The following is a 21441-nucleotide window of genomic DNA, read 5'->3' on the forward strand; positions in this document are numbered from 1 at the left end:
CTTCATGGCACGTCTTGAAACAGCGGTGCTGACCGCATCAGAGACCTACACCCGCAACCACGCCGCACAAAGCGAGCGCGTCGAAACGCTGCGCGCGCGGATCGCCGAAGCAACGGCTGGCGGCCGCCCCGACATGGTCGCGCGGCATCGCAAGCGCAGCAAGCTGTTGGTCCGCGAACGGATCGACCTGCTGGTGGATCCGGGCACTGCGTTTCTTGAGCTGTCGTCGCTTGCCGCCTACGGTCAATACGGGGGCGAGGTGCCCGGTGCGGGGATCGTGACCGGTATCGGGATCGTCCACGGGCTGCCCTGCGTTGTGATCGCCAACGATGCGACAGTGAAGGGTGGGTCTTTCTATCACGAAACCGTGCAGAAACACATCCGCGCCCAGGAAATCGCAGCCGAGAACCGGCTGCCCTGCCTCTATCTGGTGGATTGCGGCGGTGCCTATCTGCCAGAGCAGGACAGGGTCTTCCCCGATGCTCGGCATTTCGGCAATTCTTTTTACCGCCAGACCAACATGTCGGCCAGCGGTCTGCCGCAGATCTCGGCCGTGTTCGGCGGCTGCACGGCGGGCGGGGCCTATATTCCCGCCCTGTCGGACGAGGTCATCATGGTGCGCGGCAACGCGCGCATCCATTTGGGCGGGCCGTCGATCGTCAAGGTGGCGATCAACGAAGTGGTCGATGGCGAAACGCTGGGCGGGGCCGAGATGCATTCGCGTGTTTCGGGGGTGTCCGACCATCTGGCTGATGACGAGCACCACGCGCTGGCGCTGATGCGCGACATCGTGGCCGAGCTGGGCCAGTCGCGCCCGATGCAGCCCGACAAGCTGCCACAGCCACCCGCGCATGATCCCCAGGAGCTGCTTGGCGTCATCAGTGCTGACCGCAAGGAACCCTATGACATGCGCGAGGTTCTGCTGCGCATGATCGACGCCGGAGAATTCCGCGAATTCAAATCCGGTTGGGGCGAAACGCTGGTCTGCGGCACGGCGTGCATCCACGGATACCGCGTTGGCATCCTGGCCAACAACGGCGCGCTTTTGTCCGAAAGTTCTCTGAAGGGCGCGCAATTCGTGTCGATGTGCGATCAACGCAACATCCCGCTTTTGTTCCTGCACAACATCTCGGGCTTCATGGTTGGCACCGACGCCGAACGCGGCGGCATCGCCAAGGACAGCGCCAAGCTGGTTTATGCCATGTCGGTGGCCAAGGTGCCGCGCCTGTCGGTGCTGCTGGGTGGCTCTTACGGGGCGGGCAACTACGGCATGTGCGGACGCGGTTTCGCGCCGAATTTCCTCTTTGCCTGGCCGACCGCGGAACTGGCCACCATGTCCGCCGACATCGCCACCAATGTGATGCTGGAACTGCGCCGCCAGAAGGGGGGCGATCCGGACAAGATGCAGGCCGACATGGCCCGGATCGAGGCGCAGGTGCGCGCCCAGTATGGCGAACAGTCCGATCCTTATTATGCCACCTCGCGGCTTTGGGATGACGGGCTGATCGAACCCGGACAGACCCGCGATATCCTGGGCCTGTGCCTGGCCATTATCTCTTCGGTGCCCGAGGCCGGGCGCCACACGCCCGTATTCAGAATGTGAGACCAATGCCATGACGACCACCTATGAAACCATCCTTGTCGAAACCGACGCGCGCGGGGTTGCCACGGTAACGCTCAATCGTCCTGACAAGCACAACGCATTGAACGGCGGGCTGATCGCTGAGCTGTACGATGCCGCCGAAAAGCTGGCCGCCGATGACAGCGTGCGCATCGTGATCCTGACCGGCGCGGGCAAGAGCTTCTGCGCGGGTGGTGATTTCAACTGGTTCGCCTCGAATGTCGAAAAATCCCGCGCCGAGCGGGTCGAACAAAGCGCCACGCTGGCGCGGCTGTTGCGCCGTCTTGACACGCTGCCCAAGCCCTTGATCGGGCGCATCAACGGGTCGGCCTATGGTGGCGGTGTCGGCATGATTTCGGTTTGCGACTATACTATTGGCACCGAAGGATCCCGCTTTGGCCTGACCGAAGTAAAGCTGGGTCTGCTGCCCGCGAATATCTCGCCCTACGTCGTGGCCCGCATCGGCAAGGTGCATTCGCGCGAAACCATGTTGTCGGGCGCGTTGTTCGACAGTATGCGCGCCGAACGGATCGGTCTGTTGACCGAGGTCGTGGCCGCCGATGTTCTGGACGCGGCCACCGAGAGCGTCGTCCAAAATCACCTGCAGGCCGCGCCGGGCGCGGTGGCCGACACCAAGGCGCTGATCGCCTATGTCGCGTCCCACGATTTTGAAACCAACATGATCTATACCGCCGACCGTCTGGCCGATGCCTGGGAAACCGAAGAAGGCATCGAAGGCATCAACAGCTTTATCAACAAGAGCGTTCCGTCATGGCGGGTGAAATGAGCTTCACCCGAGTCCTGATCGCCAACCGTGGCGAGATTGCCCGGCGCATTCACCGCGGATGCCGCATACTGGGACTGGAAAGCGTAGCGGTGTTTTCAGAGGCGGATCGCGACGCGCCCTTCGTGGCCGAGGCCGATCATGCCGTCTGCATTGGCGGGGCCGCCCCGTCGGACAGCTATTTGAACGTCGAGGCCATTCTGGACGCCGCGCGCACGACCGGAGCAGGGGCGGTGCATCCGGGCTATGGCTTTCTGTCGGAAAACGCCGGTTTCGCCGCTGCGGTCGAAGCGGCGGGCCTTGTGTTCATCGGGCCAAAACCCGATGCCATCGCACGGATGGGGTCCAAGATCGAAGCCAAGGCCGCCGCCGAGGACGCGGTCGTGCCTGTGCTGCCCGGTTATCGCGGCGAAGATCAGTCCGACACGCGCCTGCTGAAAGAGGCCAAGGCGCTTGGCACCCCTTTCTGGTCAAGGCCAGCGCCGGCGGCGGCGGGCGCGGGATGCGGCTTGTCACCGATCTGGGCGCGGCGCCCGAGGCGATCGCATCTGCCCGGGCGGAGGCCCAGGGGGCTTTTGGCGATCCGGCGGTGTTCCTGGAACGCTACGCGCCCCGTGCCCGCCACGTCGAGGTGCAGGTGCTGGGCGACACCCACGGCACCGCGCTGCATCTGGGCGACCGCGACTGTTCGCTGCAACGCAACCACCAGAAGCTGATCGAAGAGGCCCCCGCCGCCGATCTGCCCGAGACTGTGCGCGACGACATGCGCGCGGCGGCTGTGCGGCTGGCCCAGGCGATCGGTTATCGCTCCGCGGGGACGGTCGAATACCTCTATGATCCGGCCCGTGGCGAATATTACTTTCTGGAAATGAACACCCGCTTGCAGGTGGAACACCCCGTAACCGAGGCAATCACCGGCATCGACCTGGTTGAATGGCAGTTGCGCATCGCGCGGGGCGAGCCGCTGACACTGGCGCAATCGGATGTGCAATTCGACGGGCACGCCATCGAAATCCGCATCGCCGCCGAGAGCCCGGCCGAAGACTTCCGCCCCGAGACGGGCCAGATCACCCTTTGGGCTCCGCCCGCCGGCGTGCGGCTGGATACAGGGGTCGAAGCAGGCTCGGTCGTCAGCCACCATTACGATTCGATGATTGCCAAGCTGATCGTCCATGCGCCGGACCGGGCCGGGGCGATCCGTCAGGCGGTTGCCGCAATGGATGCCTTTGCCGTCGGTGGCGTCGGTCTGAATCTGGCCTATCAACGTGCCCTGCTGCTGCATCCGGATTTTCAGACGTTCCGGCACCACACATCGGGTTTGCCCGAGATGTTCCCCGATGGCTGGACGCACCCGACCCCCGATCCCCGGGACATGGCCCTTGCCGCGATTGCGCTGCATCTGCATCTCGCGCCAGCGGCGGCGGGCGCGTCGCCCTGGGAAAGCTTGGGGTCATGGCGGCTCACGGCCCCTGCGGGGCGGCCCGGTGCGGCATCCTATTGGGATACAACGAATGACGACCCGATCCGCGTGACCGGCTCCGGAACAATATTCGCCGCCGTGCCGCCAGGCGGCCAGACCGTCACGGTCGAAACCGCCGCCCTGACCGGGGACCGTCTGAGCGGACGCATCGACGGTGTTCCATTTGCGCGCATCGCCCATGTCGAACGTGCCCGCGATCATTGGCGGGTGCACCTGCAAACCTCTGCCGGAATGACAGCGGCAGACCTGCGCACGCTGGAGGATCAGCATCTGCAACGCGCCACGGGTGGATCTGACGGCGCTGACCTGCTGTCGGCGCCCATGCCGGGTGCTGTTGCCGAGGTGCGCGTCGCGCCCGGCGACCGCGTCGAAGCCGGTGACACGCTGGTGGTGCTGGAAGCCATGAAGCTGTTGCAAAGCCTGCCCGCGCCGGTCGCGGGCGTGGTGACGGAAATCTATTGTGCTCCGGGCGATACGGTTGCCGGGCACGTCCCACTTATCAAACTCGATCCAGAGGAAAACACATGACCAGACAAGACAGCATTACTCAGGTCACCGGCCCGTTCAACGAAGACCTCGAGATGATCCGCAACCAGTTGCGCCGGTTCATTGAAGCCGAGGTGACCGCCAAGGCCGAGCCTTGGGAGGAGGAGGGCAAGGTACCCCGCGACGTGCTGCGCCGGATGGGTGATCTCGGCGTGCTGGGGATGCGCTATGACGAACAGTATGGCGGCGCGGGGCTGGACGTGATGTCCAGCGTGGTTTTGGCCGAAGAGGTCGGGCGATCCACTTTCGGCGGGTTCTCGGCCACGGTTCTGGTCCACACCGACATGGCCTCGCCGCATCTGGAAAACGCGGGCACCCCGGAACAGAAGGCGCGCTGGATGCCGTCGATCGTCTCGGGCGAAATGATCACCGCCGTTGCTGTGACCGAACCGGGCGCGGGATCGGACGTGGCGGGCATGCGCTCCCGCGCGGTGCGGGACGGGTCGGATTGGGTGCTGAACGGCACCAAGATGTTCATCACCAACGGCGTGCATGGCGATCTCTACTTTGTCGGTGCCAAGACCGATCCCGATGCCAAGGGGTCGCGCGGGATCACCATATTTGCGGTCGAAAAAGGCACGCCGGGCTTTTCGGTCGGACGGGCGTTGAACAAGACCGGCTGGCTGTGCTCGGACACCGCCGAACTGATCTTCGAAGATGTCCGCATCCCGGCCGAAAACGTCTTGGGCGAGGTCAACCGCGGTTTCTATTCGGTAATGAAGAACTTCCAGAACGAACGCATTGTGCTGGGTGCGATGGCCTGTGCCGAAGCGCAAACCGCGCTGGACATGACCGTGGATTACGTCAAGCAGCGCAAGGCCTTTGGCGGTGTTCTGTGGGACAAGCAGGCCGTGCGCCAACGGCTGGCCGACTGTCAGACGCGGATCGCGGCAGGACGTCAGCTGGTCTATCACGCCGCCGGTCTGGATGCCGCGGGCGGTGACTGCGTGAAAGAGGTCTCGATGGTCAAAGCCTATTGCGGCGAACTGGTGAACAGCGTGCTTTATGACTGCGTCCAGTTTCACGGCGGCATGGGTTATATGCGCGAAACACCGGTGGAACGCATGTCACGCGATGCCCGTGTGCAGGCCATCGGCGGCGGGGCGAGCGAAGTCATGTTGGAAGAAGTCGCCAAGCGCATGTGAGCTTACTATTCAAAAAATCAACGGTCTACAGAAACAAGGACGAAAAAGATGAATCTGGAAACCACTCAAAGCCAAACACTCGCAAAACTTACCCAAGAGATCTCGATAATACTCGTCGGCACAATTCTTCTGACACTATCCGCCAAAATCGTGGTGCCGTTCTACCCCGTACCTATGTCTACACAGACCCTGGTTGTCTTGGGTCTGGGCCTTTTCCTGGGGCCGGTGCGCAGTAGTCTTGTTGTTGTGACATACCTTTTTGAAGGTCTGCTTGGCCTGCCGGTTTTCGCAGGCACGCCTCCGGCTCCGGCCGGACTGGCGTATATTGCGGGTCCCACAGGCGGATACTTGGTAGGCTTCGCACTTGCAGCGGCCGCTGCCGGGTGGATTGTTCAAGCACTGCAAGGACTTCGGCCTGCGTTCAGAGCATCTGTCGCGGTCTTTTTTGGTTCGATAGTCATGTATTGCGCAGGGCTGCTCTGGTTGGGTGGCTTTGTCGGCTATGGCGAGAAACTACTGATCGCCGGGCTATACCCGTTCCTTCCTGGGGATCTGATAAAAGCGGCGATCGCAGTGGCTCTGTATACAGGTTTCCACAATCGCCAACCTGTGTGACTGCCAGCCCAAGACTGTATCAGACTGTTTCAGTCTCATACGGTCTTGGTTCAATATAAGTTGAAATGGTCCGGATGCCAGATTTGACAGGCACCGGTCGCCAGATTGAGGTTTCCGGCACCATGCAAGAGCAATGCGCAAAACTGTACGAACAGGATTGTTCACAATCAATACCTGGTCGCACACAATGAAAGGAAGCAGCATGTTTTTCTCAGAGCCGGAGCCTTGCCGCGCGAAGGAAGTCGAATTGGCCCCTGGAATTTTGAGGATCGTCGCGAATAATCCCGGAAAGATGACCTACCACGGGACAAATAGCTACATCATTGATACGCCTGATGGTCGGTTCATAATCGACCCCGGCCCAGCAGAAGACAGTGCACATTTCGAGGCAATCATCGAAAATTTGGGGGCCAAACCATCCGGGATTCTGCTCACACACCACCATTCTGATCATTTTGGAGTCGTCCCAGCCCTGCGAGCACGGACAGACGCACCTGTTTATGCCTCACGGGCATTCCCTGACGATGCATTTCGACCTGACCGGTTTCTGGAGGACGGACAGGTCATTGCCGGTCTTACCGTCCTGCACACACCTGGTCACGCGAGCGACCACCTTTGTTTCGCGAGACCTGACGGAGTGCTCTTCACGGGCGACCACGTTATGAGTTGGAACAGTTCGATCGTGTCAGCCCCCTGACGGAAACATGCACGACTACTGCGCGCAGCTACAGCGGCTGATTGAGCGCGACGATAGGATCTACTTTCCGGGGCACGGACCTATACTCCGGGATCCGCAACCTTACGTCAAACGGTTGCTTTCCAACCGCATGCGTCGCGAGGCGGAGATCCTCGCCCACCTCTCAAACACCCCGGATTCGGTCCAGAATATCGCCGCTTCCGTCTACCAGAAAACCGACCCACATATCGCAATGGCCGCAGGACGAAACGTTGCGGCGCATCTGGAGAAGCTGTTGTCTGAGTCGAGGGTGGTACAAGATGGCGAGGTCTGGAAATTAACATAAGATACATTATGCGACTTCAAATTGTCGCCCGGTGCATTCCAGAATGGGCTGCGACAAATGCCCTATCTTGCGAAGAAGCGAGGCGAACGGGCATAGCTCAGGCGGCGCTCTGCCCCTCTTCTCAAATCCCCCACCAATCCCTTCTGTTGAGGGTCTGTAGAGGTTCTACGTTCTGGGAGGTTCTCGCGCCGGATAACCGAATGATCTCCCGGGTTTGTCTGACCGGACCGGCACACGGCTCGGATTGTCGCGCATAATTCCCGGGCATGTTGCGAAGATCTCCGGATGACAAAGCCCAAATCCCGGAATTCACACGCGGCTCTTCCGGGCAGCGAGACAAAACTTTCGGGTATGTTGGAGGATCATCCGGACAGGTTGGCGGGTTTCACGGCCGGTTCGGCATTTTGTGCGGGCGGCCTTCGGATCCATCTCCGGAGAAACCGACGCAACCGAGATCATCATGTCCGAACCCAACGAATACCTCTGCCCCGCGGAATTAGTCGCGCTTGTCGAGCACGCAAATCTCTCCCTCGATGCCCTTCGTGTCTTTCACGCCTTGTGTTTTATCACCGACAAGCATCCGTTTTTCAAAATAACGTCGATGTCACGCCCCGTGCAGCGCTCCCTCGACGTGCTGTCGCGGAAACTCATCGCCTGCGCTTTCCCACGGTCGACAAACGACCTGCGCGCGATCGGGCCCGCAATGTCCGAACTCGGCGACGCGAGGCTGATCGAAAGCTTCCAGCTCGGCGCCAGTGCTCGCGATCTAAGCTTCCGCTTCTCACGTGCGGTAATCGAGGCATATACCAGCCGGCCGAAGAACGGACAGTTCGCAATGATCGATACGTCGATGCTGTCCTGCGCCTCATCCTCCGCACAGCTGCTCTTCTACACGCGTGTCGCAATGCACGCGCCTGCCAAAGTCCCGGAATTCTACATACCCGGCCTCGATCCCGGAACGTCGCCCTGGTCGAAGATCCGGCGCCGCTGGATCGGCGCCGCGTGCAAGCTCTCTCGCGTCTTGCCGCATGGCTACTTATTTTGCCCGGAAGTGGATTTCGCGAGCGACGTCGTGATCCGCATGCGCGTCAAGATCTCTCACGACGCCACGACGTGGTTTCCCGGCCGTCTCTATCACCGGGTTGCGGACAAGCCACCCGTCGCGGTGTTCAACGGAAGCTCCGTTGCATTGACCCGCGGCGAAATGCGCGCACGAGAGCACTGGACCCGGGTACAAGGTCCTGCCTGACGTTGCGTCATCCCGCAGTCTTTCGATTTCGGGTATTTCGATATGGGCCAATCTCTATCGACAACCGAGATCAAAGGGATTGCCATTATGCTGATACGTCCTCCGGTCAATACACCCGACCGGCTTGAAATCAAGCTCTTGAAAGCCGCAGCCCCGATTTGCCGTGAGTACGGGAACATGACCGTCAACGAGGCACGCCGGCGGCTTGCTCGGTTTCATTTTCTCGTGCCTTGCGTCGGACGGGTGCGTTTTTTCAAGACCATGCGCGTGCGCCAGGTGACGCTCGTTCAGTACATGGATCGGCCCCCGATGCGGCAAACCTGCGTCTTCCAGTGCGCCTTTGATGTCTTCCGCGCGCGCTTCGTTCGGAACCTGTCCGCGCTCGGCCCGCTCCTCGAGCATGTCGCCAGAGCCGAAGTCAAAGCCCGCGCCAGCGCCGGAAACTGGGAACTGATCGAGGTTCCGGATGAGGAACTCTCGCGCCTCGCACGCGCGCTGCAGGACGCGCGCGCCTGGTTCAACGGAAACGACGGGTTTTCTCTTCAGCTCCTGCGTGCGGCCGTATCTCTGGAGCAGGAAGCGCGGCTCTCCGAAAGCACCCATCAGCGCATGAAACGACGGGCCGCAAGCCAAGTCTTCGCCTCGGAAAACGCGGCCATCAGGAACGAAGAACGCCGAAACGCGACAGCCTGGCTGGACGAGCGGAGAATGCGCGGCAGCAATGTCCATCTGCCGTCCGTTTTTGGTTTTCTGGAAGAGATCGACCAGCTTGTCCTTGCGTATCGCGACCGCACGCGTCCGATCGACGGCACGCGCCTGAGAGCCGCGGAATCTGATCAATAAGAGTACAGTTACACTCGGCCTGGTACCTCGCTGCCCCTTGGTCGATTTCCTGGAAATTGACATCCCCACCAAACTTCTTTTTCCGCGCCTTCCGCATTGATCCGACATTTACTTCGAGGCGATGAGCCGCCTCCCTTGACCCCTCTTTTTCAGAAGAAAGGCCCTAAACATGAACACAATCACCCACGTTGGCATCTCCTCCTTACCGCCGTTTTCCGCAGATGCTGCGGTCATGTCCATCGAAGGCGATGAGCGCAACATCTCCGCCTCTTTCCGCATTCAATATACCAACCTGTCCGAGAAGGATGTAGCGGCCGTGCAGAATGGCAAAATCCGGATCGGGCACGTACGCGTTGCCTGCCGTGGCGGAGCATTCCCGCTATTCCTCTTCCGGTTCCGCACCCTCGTTTTCGATGCGCCGTTCTCCCTCGGGCTGGAAACTCCGGACAGCCGCGGGAGGCTGGCCCGGACGCTCTCGCGCGCACATGAACTCAATCATGCAACAACGTGGCCGCTGACGATCGAGGCAACCGAACGCACGACGCATTTGATACGTGCCAGACGCGTGATCACGCCTTCGCCGCGGTTCTGGCAAGGCGTGGCAAATTCTCTGCAGGACTCGGCGAATGTGACCCGTGAAACACAGGCCGACACACTGCGACGCCTCAATGCGAGATACCCTGCGCCGTCCAAGCTTTTCCGCCGCGCCAGGAACCTCGAAACATTCTGAATAGCCCCGCACCCCGTTCCGGATGGTTCAACAATAAAACCTTCGGTGCGGCGCCGGATCCTCGTCGCCTACAAGCTCTCCATGAGCTTCGGACTTGATTATTCGGGCGGCCCCAAGATGTTTACACGGCCAACTGGTCGCCACTGCCTGACTTCGGGAACGGAGGCGACCAGTCGTTGCATTATCCGCGCTTTCGTCGCTTTTGCTTGGGGTCGGCGGATGCGCCTCCTCGCACGAGCATTTCGAGCGCGGCATGGTATTTCTCCACGCTGGCTACTTCCGCGAACTCACTGCGGTAGCGCTCTTGCATCCACTCGACCGAGTGTCCCAGCAGTCTTTGGACGGCCCAGGCGGCATCGGGGCGATGGCGGCGCAGCAGATCGGTGACGGCTGTCCGAATGAGATGCCCGGATATCCCGAACGCCTCGCGAAGCAGCTTGGACGCGTGATACGTGTCGAAGCCCTCGTCCCGCAGGCTCAAAAGATTGCGCCCGTCGAGCTCGGCGATGCGTGTCTCGATGCACCAGGCCGGTCGGCCCTCGAGCAGATGGGCATCGATGAGCAAGCCGGTGAGCCCCCAGAGCGGACCGTTCTCTTTCCAGCGAGCCGTCTTCGATTGCCGGAACGCCGGTTCCCAGGTTCCGTCCGCCCGGCGGACGATGTCGCGGCCAATCCGAAACTCGGACAGGTCTCCCTGCCGGTCCACACCGTTGACAAGAAGCGCGAAGACGACCGCCTTGCGCCGCAGGCGGGCCGCCTTGTCCGAATGCCCGGGCAGATCGCGCGCCTCCTCGCTTGCTGCGACGGCGGCCTCGAGAACGCCATCAAGCCCGTGCGTCTCGCGGAACGCGCGCATCGCGGCCCGTTTTGCCGGGGTCTCTTCGGCCTCCTCCGCGCGACAGGCTGCGAGGATCTCTCCAAAGGACGCTTCACCGTCCGGCCCGTAGAGTTCGGCCCGGGCGGCAAAGCACATCACGCGCTCGAAGTAATCGGCGATTGTCCCGAACCGTATCGGCTCACCGCTGGCTGGGTTTACACGACCGATCAGGAAGCCGAGAAACGTCTCCGCGAGCTCTGGCGTGAATCCGTCGCCCGGCTCACGGCCTTCGGCAATCGCGTGTTCCCGCGCGAGCGCCAGGAGACCGACCGCCTGGACCACCGCGGCCCGGGTTTTCTGCGCGAGGGGACGATACCGCCGCCCGTCGCGACGAACGCGCTTTTCGAGGCACGGCAACGTATCGCGCCAGGGCGCGGGCCAATCCTCGGGTCTCAGGGCTTCGCGGCGCGAGCGGCGCGGACGCGGAGTGCGGGTGTTGTACCGCCCGTTGAGCCAGGCGTCCCAGTCGCGCTTGACCGGCACAGCCGCCGCGGTCGGCACCTCAGGCGCGAACCGCGACAGCGCCGTCAAGAGCGTGCGGAACACCGTCCGGCTCTGCGCCGATGCGGCAAAGTCCTCTGCCTGTGCGAACTCCGGCGCGCGGCCCTCCGCCGCCAGGCGGGAGAAGAAGCGATCCAGCGCCGCGGGCATGCCCCGCGGCGCAAGGTCCTTGACGAGCGCGGCCTCGCGCAGACGTTCGGCCACGTCCCTCGGGACACTGGGCATTGCGACCACCAGCGCATCGGCGCGCGCGGCGCGGCTTTTGGGCTTGGGTGGCATCACGCGGCCCCCCGCAAGCGCAAAGTGGGATGCAGGTCTTCCAGCACCTGCGCGAAAAGTTCGGCGGCCGCCCGTCCCTCGCCGCGGGAATAGAATTGCTCGACGGTCTTCAACTCGTCGCAGAGCAGTGCAGCGACGACGTGATAGTCGCCGGGATGCACCGCGAGATAGAGCGTCGCCGCAACGTGGCGCATCATGTGCGGTGTAAGCCCGGTAAGCCCAAGGCGCGACATGCCTCGATTCCAGCACTTGTTGAATGTCGAGCGCGTGAGATAGCCACCCCGCGTTCCGGGAAAGAGCGCATCGGTGTCGCGGCAGCCAGTCTTCTTGTGCCGCGCGATCCAGAGCGGGCGGCCCTCGTGCTGCCAGCTCTCGAGAACCGCCCACAGCCAGTCCGGCACCGGGCCTTCGATCGCGCGGCGGTTCTTCACTTTCGTTCGATCGATCTCGATCCAGGCCTGGGCGCCCGCGCGGCGCGGGGCGATGAGATCAGCCCCCTGCCCGCCCGCGTCGAACTCGTTGACGTTGCGCGTCCGAAGCGGCCGCGCCAGCTGCACAGCCATCGCGGCGCCTGCGACCGAAAGATGGAGGGTTTCGGCTTGCTGAGAGTCACGCGACCGCTCCCAGCGATCGAAACCCCGCCGGGACTCCTTCATGAGCGTCTCCGGACCTGCGACGATCGCTCGCACGATCGCCGGGTCGCGATCGACAAGACGGATGAACTCCTCGCGCGTCGCGGACATCTCACCCGCACGATCCGAGACATAGTCCGGGTCATCCGCGATATCCTCGATCGCGAATACCAGGTCCTCGTCCATTCCGTTGCGGCGCACAAGCGACACGAGAGCTGACAGGTAGCTTTTGAGCGAACTCGTCTGTTTCGTATCGCGGAGCTCCTCGTCCGACTGGCCGCGGGCAATGAACCGGTTTACCGCCGCCTCGACGCGATCTTCCGTGACGAGATCTTCGAGCGTTTTGACATCGTAGACGTCCCCGCGGTCTGCTTCGGCGTGACGTGCAAGCCATGACAGCGAACGGACGTAGTTTTTCCGTGTCGCGTCCGGGTTGAAGACGCGCCGCCGGCGCGTACGCTTGTTTTGGCGCCGCGCGGCAATCCGGGCGGCGCGGGAGCTTTTCTTGTCGGCCTCGGTCCCCACCGCTTCGTCCAGCGCGGCGTCACGAGCGTCGAGGAACTCTTGCGAGAAGAGTGACCAGTCGATCGGCGCATCGCGCCGCGTGGGCAACGTCCCCACCGGTGAATTCGGCAGCAGGTCCGCGATGGGCGCGTGACAGTTCTGTTCGCGGATCAGGCGATTGAAGAACCGCACAGCATTCCGATAACTCTCCGTCTTGTCCGCGGGAAGCTTTCGCAGTGCCTCGATTGCACCTTCGGTGTCCACCGTTTGTGGACGCATGTGCCCGAGCCGCGCGCGCAGATTTGCGATCGACAGGCCCGACATGTTGGGCAGAATCCTCTGGCCCGTCTCGTCGAAGCAGTTCTCCACGTCGGACACATAGTCCGCGATCCGGTCCCAAGCGCCCTGCGCGTCGCGATCGCCGGCTGGACCCGATCCGGTATGCTTGCGCGCACGTCGGATCGCCGCGGGGATCTTGCCGCCCCAGGTCTCGAACGCGCGCTCGGCAGCTTCCGGAGTCTTTGCGCGGAATTCGCCGGCCCAGACGATTTTGGAGAGCTCCTGCTCCCACGCCCGTTCGTCCGCCGCAAGTTGCGAGAGCTTCTTGTTCGTCAGGCGCTCCGCGCGCCGGAAGGCGGCGCGATACGCGTCCCGCGAGGTTTCGGAATAGAGATCCGGAAGCAGTTGATAGACATGTTGAAGAGTTTCGATTTGCATCGGTTTTCCTTTCTTTCATCGGGAAGGTTGAGTGTTCATCGGCAGCGCCGTCCGTTCAGTCACACCGAACTGAACGGAACGGGGGTGCAGGTAAGGACCGTAAACTTGGATAGGCGTTTCGTTCAGGTGGCTCTGAATGCCCTTCAAACGCTTGGTTGTCCGTTCAGACGGGCGGTTCGCGGACGCGCCCATTTGCGGGCCGTGAGGCCGGTTTTCGGAAGGGTTTTCCATGGGGCGTTTCCGGGGTTTCATCGAAGTCATGAGACGGAGAAAGCTCCCCGAAGAGCCGGTTTCAAATTGGCGGGTCGGAACACGAAAAAAAGACCCGCAGGAACGAGTCCTGCGGGCCGCAAGTGCAAAAGGAGACCATCTTTCCAGGTCGTGTGACCCGGGCGTTTGGAACACGAACCGCCTGTTCGGCGGCAATGGGTTTTGGCGTGCCGTGCCGGAAGTTCCGGTCCGGTGCCAGCCCGTTGCACGGGCCAGCCGCCACGGTCTCACGACCGCATACGATGTCTCAGCCGCCTATGCGGCGGCAAACTGCTTTGGCGCGGTACCGGACATCCGGTCCATTATTGCCCACGCTGTCCGTGAAACGGTGCGGGTATACGCCTTTTTCTTCTCAGCCGCCTCTTCGGCGGCAAACCCGGAAAGACAGTTGCATTGTCTCCCGGTCTGATGCGCCGGAGCGGTGTAACGGGGCCTGGGTCTCGCTTCGCTGCTGCCGACACTCAAAATAAGGGTTCGGCGGCACCTTTCCGGAACTAGAAATCCCGAGAAATTTATAAGCCACTGATTTTGTGCATTTCTTTTTCGAGATCTGTTCTCTCTCATGGCCGTTTGTCCTGCCAGTGCGTAATCTCGTGGAAAACAGATCTGTGGCCGCATGTCCGCGCCGGTCGACACGGTTGCCTGTGGCCCCTGCCCCGGCGGCCGCCAGGCTCAACGACGTGCGGAGGATTGCCTTGTCGGCGAGACCTGCTCGCGCGCGCGCTTCCGATGGACATGGCATCTGGCTGAGGCGCTGGCGCAGATCGCAAACAAGCTCGCTGCGGCCCCGGATGCCGGAGCCGAGTGTGACACATTGAGCCCGGCCCGCTCAGTCATGCTTGCCAGGGCCATCATCACTCTGGCATGTGCTTTTGTCCGGGCCTTCTGACCGGACTTTATCGGAGCACGTATCTGCTCGGCCGCAGCCTGGAACTCCCCGATATCGGTCTCGATGGCCGCCCGTCCCCACAGCGGGTGATCTCGGGCGCCTGTCAACTCGGGCATGATATCCTGCATTGAAGCGGAGGCTTCCTCCAGGAATTGCCCCGAAGGGGCGTCAAAGAGCGGATGTGATTTGACAAACGATGGATCGAGCTTCCGCCGCGGGTCGTCCCACTCAATCTTCCCGTGACGCCAGAGGTCGTGGACACTCCGGGTGAAGGACAGCCCCGCCTCCGCGGAGACCGGGCCGGCAAGGCCGTTGAATTCCTGGTGCCGGCGGCTGAGAACGGCCGTGTCGCAGGCATTGGCGGCACATGCGATCACCGCCCGCGCAGCGGTATCTCCCTTTTGCGTACCGGTCTTCTTGAACAACAGGGCGATGTCCTCTTCCACGATCGCGAGACCGCCGAGGCCTTCGAACTGATTGAGCGGACCCTGGCCGGCTGCATTTACGAGCTTGCCGTGAACTGCAAGAAGCGACGTCAGGGTCTGCGCGTCGGATCGCCCCAGAGGAGAGTGTTCATCCCGGAGCGCTATGACATGATCATGGCAATCGCGTAGGTAGGCTGCGTTGAAGTCCGGCAGCCGCTGATCGACGTCCTGGACATCGCGCGCAAGACGGAAATCGTCCTCAGGCAAATGGCCCTCGGCGTTAAGACATTCGGCCGCGATACGGTATGTTGCTCCGACATGCAGAGCGTTGGAAACGATAAGGGTCGGCTCGGCGACACTGACATGCTTGGGGTGTTTCGACATGGATTGGTCCTTTGATTGAAGTGTACTCGGAAAGTTTGATGTGACGTTTCGCTATGGTGCGTGCATCAGCACCACGTCTGCAGCCATCTTGCGACCTCGGCGGGAACAAAGCGCCAGGCCGCGCCAATTCTCCGGCCCGGCAGCGCACCTCGCCGGGCACGTTCGAGGATCGTTCCCCGCTTCAGCGTGCACCGCGCCGCGACTTCCTCCGGTGTCAGCAGATCGAGACGATATGCGTCGAGCATGCCCTTCGGCGGCTGACCGCCTTCGAACGCAAACACATCCTCTTCGGCATAGCCAATCCGGCGCCCGTTACGCCGCGGGACGAGCAGCCCGTCGCGCTCCGCACGCCAGAAAAACGCGTCGCTCCCGTGCTGCCAGCGTTGCAAAAGACGCCTGCGGCTGAACAAGCGAAGGGCGTCAGGTTCCGAGGTGGTCGAAAGTCGCATCCGGTTCTCCAGGTCTTTCGCTGGAGAAAGGTCCCGGATGGAGAGGTTTCAAATTCTACGCGCAAAACGCGGCCCGGAGACAGACGGCAAGACTGCGGACCTGCCGACCCAGCTGGCTGGACGGTTTCTCCACGACTGCTTCCCTGTGACGATTAGGAAGTGTGGTCATGAGCACTTGAACCATGTCATGGCCGTTGCAACCAAGTCGTCGTAAGTTCCGGAGAATGCGGCGCGCGTAAACTCGTCACATTCGGCCTGGGGCAATCCGGCACGCCGCGCAGCACGGCGACAACGCGAGACTATGGCGGGCGCTGAACTGTCTTCATCAGTGAGCGGCACGTGAACGTGTGGGTACTTTGAAGTCATAACGATTTCCATTTTGTTGGTCTGACGAGGGCTGAAGCCCTGTCCAACAGATGGGTGGAGCTCTGGGGGAGCAGAAACACCAATGCTTGGCGAGAACGGAAATCGACCAGATGATTGGCACTCGTCTATCGTGCAACTCGCGTGCTGAGCGCCTGACCTTGGCGCGGAATGAGCGGCTGCGCCGCTGTCGCCGTGCGACAATCGCTGCGCTCTATCTCAACGTTTGAAGACAACCAGCTTCATGCGCTTCGCGACCAATTCTTGAGCCATGAAAGTGAAGCGCTTCATCAGGGAACATGACCAGCACGCATGTGTTCATGATCCTTGCCGGCAATTCCCGGAGCCCATTCGAAAATTTGGATTTCCAAGACAGGTACGTTAAAATACCTCATCATTCAGGGGCATGAACATGCAACAGATCATACAGACTTTCCCAATCCCCTCAAACTGGCGAAAGCCGTCCAGCGAGGACGGCGGGACGAAGAAATAATCGGAGTTTCTGCGATCAGAGCCTGAAAGTCTGGAGACCTATGCTCAAGTCGCGTAGCGATTACTCCTCGCTTGTGATTAGAACGGCGTCGGACTTGCGCGTTTAGAGATTGAAACCGGGGCCGCAGAATTGATGCCAGCCCTCTGCGTTTCGTGTTGCAACTCATGGCCGAGATGTCTGCGGGCATGACGCTATGTCCGACAAAGTTTCCCGAAGCAAAATTCGAGAGACTTCTGCGCCGAAGGTCGGCATTGCGGACGAAGTGAGCTTTCGCCGCGGCTGCTCACAAATCCTTTCGGAACTAGTATGTGTCCAACACTCGCAGGGAAACGCTACTAGATTAAGTTTACTACCTGCAGCGCCTCGGAACAAACCTTCCTGTCCATGGTTGGCGGTTAAAAGGAACAGTCACAAACTCAATAAAACTCGTTAATCGCCCGCAAACCGCCATATTCACATTCTACCTGTTCGAGAAGTTTACGAGGAGAAATCAATTGCGTGCTTTCACAATGCTAACTCTTCTGATCTGCTTCACCGCTGGAGGTGTTGCAGCCGAAGTTTCTGTAAAAACCTATCAGTCTTCCAACGAGAGCAGGCTAAACAAGAACCAACACGCAAGAGCGCTCAAAGAATATTCGAAGCTGCCGGGAACGACTCTAATAGGGCCCAAAAAATCGTTCACCGTACGTAAGATCGTCTACAACACCACACCGGTTTCAACCATGATTGCCACAAATACCGGAGGCCAAAACATGCGCCAAATAGGACGGGCCATAATCGAACAAACCGATTGTCAGATTGCGCAAGGCACGCGGGTTGAACTCATTACTTCATTCTCCGGGTCGGGGTTTGCGTTTTTCTGTTCGCCCTAAAATTCTTACCGTTCACGAAAGCACTGGAGTTGATCAACCCCACCTGAGTGGTCCGATTTGATTATTAGTGCATGACCGGCGTCTGGTCCATCTGGACGATGTCGATGTGGATATGCGCACCTGCGAGGCTCCGAGACCCTCCAAGGTCCGCTGTGCGGACAAAGCCGACGTCGCGATCAAAAAAATCAAGCGAGCGAACGACCACGAGAAGGTGCTTACTCCTTGAACGCGATCCAGCCTCTGAAGCTCAGGGCTGCGTAGAAGAGTTCGACATCCCTGAAGCCGCCCCTGTGCAGGACATCCTCGTCCTGTGCGGGCGAAAGGACCGGCAGACGGTCCTTCATGGCAGAGACGTCGATGCCCCCCGATCCTTTCTCGGACGACGCAGCCTGCGAATAGCGGGCGAAGCGTGTCAGCCACTTTTCCTTCTCCGCATCCGAGGTGGGAAAGCTGTGATGGGCAACCACGAACGGCGCTCCCGGCGCGAGACGGCTCTGGATTTCCGAAACCGTTCGGACGCGGTCCGCCTCGGGCAGGAAATGCAGCGTCAGCAGACATGTGGCCCCGTCGAAAGGTCCGGGTGGTGCCGTTTCGATCGTGCCTTCGTGGAACGTGACCCGGTCGCATGCAGGTCCGATGGTCTCCCTTGCGATGTCCAGCATGTCCGCAGACGGATCGACGCCGTCAAATCGCCAGGATGGCTGCATCTCGGCCAGAGCCCGCAGCTCCATTCCGCCGCCTGCGCCTAGGACAAGCACCCGACCGCCGTCCGGAACACGTTCGGCAAGGAGAACACCCGCCATCCTGTGCATGTCGCGGACGCCGGGCACGACCTTGGTCGTCCGCTCCACGTAGTCCGTCTGCTTTCCGAAGGCCCGGGGTGTCTGCATCGTGGTTCTCCGTTTCAAGGTGCCGCGCACCCAGATGGCACTCACGCCGAACTTAGTGCTCTAGCCACACGAGGGACCGGTGGATCTGCATCCCGGCCATCGCGCCGTCCCCGACGGCCAGCGAGACCGAATGCGGTGTGGTCGCCATGTCTCCGCAGGCGTAGATGCCGGGAACGGTGGTCTGCTTGGCCGCGTCCGTGCGGAGTGTCGTGCCCATGGGCGTCTCATCGATCTCGCAGCCGATGTGCGCCGGCAGAGGGCTGGCGGGTGACACGGTGGTCGCGACGAACAATCCCGCGAAGGACAGCACCCGGCCGTCGGCCAGCGCGACATCGGCGTCTTCTACCACCCGTTCGATCGGCGCCTCCTCAAGCGTGACGCCACGCGCCTCCAGCCTTTGGCGTGTCTCGTCATCCAACGACACGGCACCATTCGGCAGAAACGTCACGTCGCCCCACTCGGTCAGTAGCTCGGCCTGGTGCGCCGACATCGGTCCGCTGCCGATGACGCCGATCCGCCCTTGGTCGAGCTCGTAACCATGGCAGTAGGGACAGTGGTAGACCGAACGCCCCCAACGTTCTTCGAGGCCGTCTATCGCAGGGAGGGTGTCGCGGACACCGGTGGCGAACAGGACGCGCCGCCCCCGGCAGGATTGGCCATTGCGCAAGGTCACCTCGAAGGAGTCCCGGTCGCCGCCGAGCGACACCGCCTCGTTCTCGAACCAGGTGAGATCAGGGTAGGCCCTCAGCTGCTCTCGAGCTTCGGCCGCGATCTGGTCCGGCGGCACGCCATCCTGACCGAGAAAGCCGTGCGCGTGGTTGGCAAAGCGATTGCGGCGCAGTCCAGCGTCGATCACGAGTACCGAACGGCGCGCGCGCAGCAACTGGAGCACGGCTGCCATTCCGGCATATCCTCCGCCTATGACGATCACGTCATGCATCATTCCGTTGATCCTTGTTTTGGTGGCCCCGCGCCGCGTGGCGGCGGGCAAAATCTGCGGCGACATCCGCGAGGGTGACCTCCCCCATCCGCCGCAGCAGGAGCGCTTCCGCCTCGGCGAGCGTCCCGTCGAGCGCTGCATTGACCGCCTGTTCCACGAGGCACTCGGGCACCTCGTTTCGGTGCCCGATGGCGAAGACGTCCGGCTTTTCGAGCGCAACGTGCAGATCGCGCAGCGTGAGCGCGGACAGATCAGCGGTGATGCGCCAGCCGCCTGCGTGCCCTCGGTCAGACGACACTATTTTGGCCCGGCGCAGGAACCCCATGGTCCGCCTCACCACCACGGGATTGGCGCCCAGACAGCGCGAAAGCTGCTCGGAGGTCATCGGTGCATCATGCTCTGCCATGTGCAGGAGCGCGTGGAGGACGGAGGAAAGGCGGCTGTCTCTCTTCATGTAACATCATATGTTACGATCCGTGCCGATGTTCAAGACCAAGCTGGGATTAAAGGCGGATGTCGTGGAAGGGCTCATTCCGGTCATTAGCTGCCAACGGTTGCTCAGCGGACGAAGCCGTCGTTTGCCGAGGCTGCGCCAATGTCCGAATTGGCGCGAAGAGACAAAACTCTGGTGTTCGCCATGCCCACAAAACTCCTGACAAAACCCGTCCAAGAAATAAGAAGAGGCAAGAATTTTAAGTCAGTATGGCTGACTTAAGGGCTGGATTTTGTGATCTTCTAAACGGGAACCGGGCGGCGCTAGCCCTGGATGGCGGGTTCAGAAATCTCCGTTTGCAAGTTTATCTCAGCCAAATTCATCACAACTCTCCAACGCGGCACATGCGTCAGATAAAGCGCCAGCCGTGGGGAGGGTTGGCGCTGCACGGCGGGCTGAAGCCCTTGATTCCATGCAGGCTGGATCTGAAATCAATGACTTAATTCAGTGACAAATGCTCTTTAAAAACTCGCTGTGCATATGGTGTGAGTGCCTCTGAGTCGTGCCCAATATCAGGAACTATGTAGCCACGAACGAGATCCTGATAACCTTGCCGCGCTGCATTTTCGTTCATTTCACCGAGCCAAGAGATCATCAATTCCACCCGATTTGTGCCCGTGTGCCCCGGCCTACTTGGTTGCGTGCTTGTATCTTTCGCGCCAACGAGAACAAACATACGACCTGCCGCAGCGGCAAATTTGCCAAGGTCGCCACGCACCCTAACTTCTTCAATCGTGCCGTCCGGCCATTTAACGACCCTTTGCAATACACCAGCACCATAAGGCCACTTCGCGGAAAGAGTTGGGTAAGAGTAGCGGCCAGGCGCAGACAGAACAGCGAACGAGATTAACTCAGGATGCCTGACAGTAAATCGCCCTGCAAATTGTGCACCGGCAGAGTGGCCGTAGAGCAAAAACTGGCTAGGAGTCAGCCCATGAACTGATTGTTGATGTCTAACGATATCTATAACAAACTCGTCTGCCGCAAGATCGCGTCCGAACAGCCCCCTGTAACCACCATAGCCACCTCCTGTATTTCCAAAACGCTCATCATCAAAAACCGGCGCGATGAGGAGAAGGCCGTTCTCGTCAGCAAAGCCTGTCCATCGAAGTAAGAAACGCTTTGACGTATCTCTCGCGATTTCATCGCTGTGGCGCGTCCCGTGGGCTATGACCAAAATGCCGGTTATTTCCTGTGATCCCCCAGGCTGATATACAAAATGATCTCCGGAATTGCCCTCTGAATACTGGACTTGCGCCGAGACAGCCTGAGGGAAAGCGGTTAAGTTGGTAAACAAAAACACCAACAGGAATGCCAGCATGTGTGGAGCCCGAGTCATGCTGTGTGCGTAGTCAAACTTCCTGGCAAAATTAGGGCTTTGAATTGGGCAATGATTAAAACCGGCGTGTCAAAAACGCTGGTGTGTGT

At 60.9% G+C, this 21441-nt stretch carries 18 protein-coding genes and 1 pseudogene; 11 read left to right on the top strand and 8 right to left on the bottom strand.

Translation table 11 applies throughout. The features are described from left to right. The first annotated feature begins 4 nt into the window (after positions 1-4). The 11 genes and pseudogenes from ACSQ76_RS21820 (at position 5) to ACSQ76_RS21870 (ending at position 10035) form a co-directional block, all read left to right on the top strand. The gene (locus ACSQ76_RS21820) at positions 5-1603 is read left to right on the top strand and encodes an acyl-CoA carboxylase subunit beta (protein ID WP_437158305.1); all 1599 of its coding nucleotides are present in this window, start codon (positions 5-7) and stop codon (positions 1601-1603) included. A gap of 10 nt (positions 1604-1613) precedes the next feature. Next, positions 1614-2408, top strand: a complete 795-nt coding sequence (locus ACSQ76_RS21825) for a crotonase/enoyl-CoA hydratase family protein (RefSeq protein ID WP_057817045.1) — start codon at positions 1614-1616, stop codon at positions 2406-2408. Then, positions 2405-2677, top strand: a pseudogene (locus ACSQ76_RS21830) (biotin carboxylase N-terminal domain-containing protein); the annotation flags it as partial. The gene ACSQ76_RS21825 and the pseudogene ACSQ76_RS21830, both read left to right, overlap by 4 nt. Positions 2678-2907: 230 nt before the next feature. Beyond that, positions 2908-4413, top strand: a complete 1506-nt coding sequence (locus ACSQ76_RS21835; protein WP_437158306.1) for a biotin/lipoyl-containing protein — start codon at positions 2908-2910, stop codon at positions 4411-4413. After that, positions 4410-5576, top strand: coding sequence for an acyl-CoA dehydrogenase family protein (locus ACSQ76_RS21840; RefSeq protein WP_057817041.1), 1167 nt, complete (start codon positions 4410-4412; stop codon positions 5574-5576). Before ACSQ76_RS21835 ends, ACSQ76_RS21840 begins: the two co-directional genes overlap by 4 nt. Positions 5577-5624: 48 nt before the next feature. After that, a complete protein-coding gene (locus ACSQ76_RS21845; protein ID WP_437158307.1) occupies positions 5625-6191 on the top strand; it encodes a biotin transporter BioY in 567 nt (188 codons plus the stop codon). A gap of 292 nt (positions 6192-6483) precedes the next feature. Continuing rightward, a complete protein-coding gene (locus ACSQ76_RS21850) occupies positions 6484-6888 on the top strand; it encodes an MBL fold metallo-hydrolase (RefSeq protein ID WP_437158478.1) in 405 nt (134 codons plus the stop codon). A 7-nt stretch (positions 6889-6895) separates the two neighbouring features. Then, a complete protein-coding gene (locus ACSQ76_RS21855) occupies positions 6896-7213 on the top strand; it encodes a hypothetical protein (protein ID WP_437158308.1) in 318 nt (105 codons plus the stop codon). Positions 7214-7673: 460 nt separating this feature from the next. Beyond that, positions 7674-8462, top strand: coding sequence for a hypothetical protein (locus ACSQ76_RS21860; protein WP_437158309.1), 789 nt, complete (start codon positions 7674-7676; stop codon positions 8460-8462). 87 nt (positions 8463-8549) lie between these two features. Continuing rightward, complete coding sequence (locus tag ACSQ76_RS21865; RefSeq protein WP_437158310.1) at positions 8550-9305, top strand: hypothetical protein; 756 nt, start codon at positions 8550-8552, stop codon at positions 9303-9305. Between the two features lie 169 nt (positions 9306-9474). After that, complete coding sequence (locus ACSQ76_RS21870) at positions 9475-10035, top strand: hypothetical protein (RefSeq protein WP_437158311.1); 561 nt, start codon at positions 9475-9477, stop codon at positions 10033-10035. A gap of 181 nt (positions 10036-10216) precedes the next feature. On the opposite strand, the gene ACSQ76_RS21875 is transcribed toward ACSQ76_RS21870, so the two are convergent. From ACSQ76_RS21875 to ACSQ76_RS21910, 8 genes are all read right to left on the bottom strand, one after another. Then, entirely contained in the window at positions 10217-11617 is a 1401-nt protein-coding gene (locus ACSQ76_RS21875) for a hypothetical protein (RefSeq protein ID WP_437158312.1), read from the bottom strand. A gap of 74 nt (positions 11618-11691) precedes the next feature. Then, entirely contained in the window at positions 11692-13545 is a 1854-nt protein-coding gene (locus ACSQ76_RS21880) for a tyrosine-type recombinase/integrase (RefSeq protein WP_437158313.1), read from the bottom strand. 942 nt (positions 13546-14487) lie between these two features. After that, the gene (locus ACSQ76_RS21885) at positions 14488-15513 is read right to left on the bottom strand and encodes a hypothetical protein (RefSeq protein WP_437158314.1); all 1026 of its coding nucleotides are present in this window, start codon (positions 15511-15513) and stop codon (positions 14488-14490) included. 65 nt (positions 15514-15578) lie between these two features. After that, the gene (locus ACSQ76_RS21890; protein WP_437158315.1) at positions 15579-15962 is read right to left on the bottom strand and encodes a helix-turn-helix domain-containing protein; all 384 of its coding nucleotides are present in this window, start codon (positions 15960-15962) and stop codon (positions 15579-15581) included. 1943 nt (positions 15963-17905) lie between these two features. Next, positions 17906-18580 (bottom strand): class I SAM-dependent methyltransferase, encoded by a 675-nt coding sequence (locus ACSQ76_RS21895; protein WP_437158316.1) that lies wholly within the window; start codon positions 18578-18580, stop codon positions 17906-17908. A gap of 52 nt (positions 18581-18632) precedes the next feature. Beyond that, the gene (locus tag ACSQ76_RS21900; RefSeq protein ID WP_437158317.1) at positions 18633-19586 is read right to left on the bottom strand and encodes an NAD(P)/FAD-dependent oxidoreductase; all 954 of its coding nucleotides are present in this window, start codon (positions 19584-19586) and stop codon (positions 18633-18635) included. Beyond that, positions 19513-19974 (bottom strand): RrF2 family transcriptional regulator, encoded by a 462-nt coding sequence (locus ACSQ76_RS21905; RefSeq protein WP_437158318.1) that lies wholly within the window; start codon positions 19972-19974, stop codon positions 19513-19515. The genes ACSQ76_RS21900 and ACSQ76_RS21905 overlap by 74 nt, the downstream gene beginning before the upstream one ends. 478 nt (positions 19975-20452) lie before the next feature. Next, on the bottom strand, positions 20453-21334 hold the full coding sequence (locus ACSQ76_RS21910; RefSeq protein ID WP_437158319.1) for a hypothetical protein: 882 nt from the start codon (positions 21332-21334) through the stop codon (positions 20453-20455). Positions 21335-21441 lie beyond the last annotated feature (107 nt).

The sequence above is a fragment of the Roseovarius sp. B08 genome (assembly GCF_051417955.1).
Lineage (GTDB): Bacteria > Pseudomonadota > Alphaproteobacteria > Rhodobacterales > Rhodobacteraceae > Roseovarius.

What these genes read in the sequence shown, in the direction of transcription:
- ACSQ76_RS21820 (WP_437158305.1), top strand. Translation starts at nt 5, where the DNA reads ATGGCACGTCTTGAAACAGCGGTGCTGACCGCATCAGAGACCTACACC.
- ACSQ76_RS21845 (WP_437158307.1), top strand. Translation starts at nt 5,625, where the DNA reads ATGAATCTGGAAACCACTCAAAGCCAAACACTCGCAAAACTTACCCAA.
- ACSQ76_RS21835 (WP_437158306.1), top strand. Translation starts at nt 2,908, where the DNA reads ATGCGGCTTGTCACCGATCTGGGCGCGGCGCCCGAGGCGATCGCATCT.
- ACSQ76_RS21885 (WP_437158314.1), bottom strand. Translation starts at nt 15,513, where the DNA reads ATGTCGAAACACCCCAAGCATGTCAGTGTCGCCGAGCCGACCCTTATC.
- ACSQ76_RS21855 (WP_437158308.1), top strand. Translation starts at nt 6,896, where the DNA reads ATGCACGACTACTGCGCGCAGCTACAGCGGCTGATTGAGCGCGACGAT.
- ACSQ76_RS21840 (WP_057817041.1), top strand. Translation starts at nt 4,410, where the DNA reads ATGACCAGACAAGACAGCATTACTCAGGTCACCGGCCCGTTCAACGAA.
- ACSQ76_RS21900 (WP_437158317.1), bottom strand. Translation starts at nt 19,586, where the DNA reads ATGTCGCCGCAGATTTTGCCCGCCGCCACGCGGCGCGGGGCCACCAAA.
- ACSQ76_RS21865 (WP_437158310.1), top strand. Translation starts at nt 8,550, where the DNA reads ATGCTGATACGTCCTCCGGTCAATACACCCGACCGGCTTGAAATCAAG.
- ACSQ76_RS21910 (WP_437158319.1), bottom strand. Translation starts at nt 21,334, where the DNA reads ATGCTGGCATTCCTGTTGGTGTTTTTGTTTACCAACTTAACCGCTTTC.
- ACSQ76_RS21860 (WP_437158309.1), top strand. Translation starts at nt 7,674, where the DNA reads ATGTCCGAACCCAACGAATACCTCTGCCCCGCGGAATTAGTCGCGCTT.
- ACSQ76_RS21890 (WP_437158315.1), bottom strand. Translation starts at nt 15,962, where the DNA reads ATGCGACTTTCGACCACCTCGGAACCTGACGCCCTTCGCTTGTTCAGC.
- ACSQ76_RS21825 (WP_057817045.1), top strand. Translation starts at nt 1,614, where the DNA reads ATGACGACCACCTATGAAACCATCCTTGTCGAAACCGACGCGCGCGGG.
- ACSQ76_RS21850 (WP_437158478.1), top strand. Translation starts at nt 6,484, where the DNA reads ATGACCTACCACGGGACAAATAGCTACATCATTGATACGCCTGATGGT.
- ACSQ76_RS21905 (WP_437158318.1), bottom strand. Translation starts at nt 19,974, where the DNA reads ATGAAGAGAGACAGCCGCCTTTCCTCCGTCCTCCACGCGCTCCTGCAC.
- ACSQ76_RS21895 (WP_437158316.1), bottom strand. Translation starts at nt 18,580, where the DNA reads ATGCAGACACCCCGGGCCTTCGGAAAGCAGACGGACTACGTGGAGCGG.
- ACSQ76_RS21880 (WP_437158313.1), bottom strand. Translation starts at nt 13,545, where the DNA reads ATGCAAATCGAAACTCTTCAACATGTCTATCAACTGCTTCCGGATCTC.
- ACSQ76_RS21870 (WP_437158311.1), top strand. Translation starts at nt 9,475, where the DNA reads ATGAACACAATCACCCACGTTGGCATCTCCTCCTTACCGCCGTTTTCC.